Genomic DNA, 842 nt, shown 5'->3' on the forward strand with positions numbered 1-842 from the left:
CGAAGTTCGTCGGCTTCACCATCGGTGTCTACAACGGCCAGAAGCATGTCCCGGTCTCCGTGAACGAGGACATGGTCGGTCACAAGTTCGGTGAATTCGCTCCGACCCGGACCTATTACGGTCACGGCGCGGATAAGAAGGCGAAGAGGAAATAATCATGGGCAAGGCCAAAGCTCCGCGCAGGCTTGCTGACAACGAGGCGCGCGCCGTTCTGCGCACCATCCGTATCAGCCCGCAGAAGCTGAACCTGGTTGCCGCGCTGATCCGCGGCAAGAAGGTCGCGACAGCGCTTTCCGACCTCGAATTCTCGGCCAAGCGGATTTCCGGCACGGTCAAGAAGACGCTGGAGTCGGCGATCGCCAACGCGGAAAACAACCACGACCTCGATGTCGACTCGCTGATCGTCTCGGAAGCCTATGTCGGCAAGTCGATCGTCATGAAGCGGTTCCACGCTCGTGGCCGTGGTCGCGCCAGCCGTATCGAAAAGCCGTTCTCGCACCTCACGATCGTCGTTCGTGAAGTCGAGGAAAAAGGGGAGGCCGCATAATGGGCCAGAAAGTCAATCCGATCGGGCTGCGTCTCGGCATCAACCGCACCTGGGATTCGCGCTGGTTCGCGAACACCGGCGAGTATGGCCAGCTGCTGCATGAGGACATCAAGATCCGCAAATATCTTGAAAAGGAACTCAAGCAGGCCGCGATCTCCAAGGTTGTGATCGAGCGTCCGCACAAGAAGTGCCGCGTCACCATCCATGCGGCGCGTCCGGGCCTGATCATCGGCAAGAAGGGCGCCGACATCGAGAAGCTTCGCAAGAAGCTGATGGAGATGACGAAGTCCGAGAC

3 protein-coding genes are annotated in these 842 nt (G+C 59.4%); all 3 read left to right on the forward strand.

The window, feature by feature from the left end; translation table 11 throughout:
• On the forward strand, positions 1-155 hold a 155-nt coding region (locus tag EOA29_RS38365; RefSeq protein WP_145970119.1), incomplete at its 5' end, for a ribosomal protein S19 family protein.
• A gap of 2 nt (positions 156-157) precedes the next feature.
• Positions 158-547 (forward strand): 50S ribosomal protein L22, encoded by a 390-nt coding sequence (rplV, locus tag EOA29_RS38370; RefSeq protein ID WP_059188489.1) that lies wholly within the window; start codon positions 158-160, stop codon positions 545-547.
• Positions 547-842: 30S ribosomal protein S3 (rpsC, locus tag EOA29_RS38375; RefSeq protein WP_127222512.1), on the forward strand; the 296-nt coding region annotated here is incomplete at its 3' end. The genes rplV and rpsC, both read left to right, overlap by 1 nt.

The sequence above is a fragment of the Mesorhizobium sp. M1E.F.Ca.ET.063.01.1.1 genome (genome assembly GCF_003998155.1).
Taxonomy (GTDB): Bacteria; Pseudomonadota; Alphaproteobacteria; order Rhizobiales; family Rhizobiaceae; genus Mesorhizobium.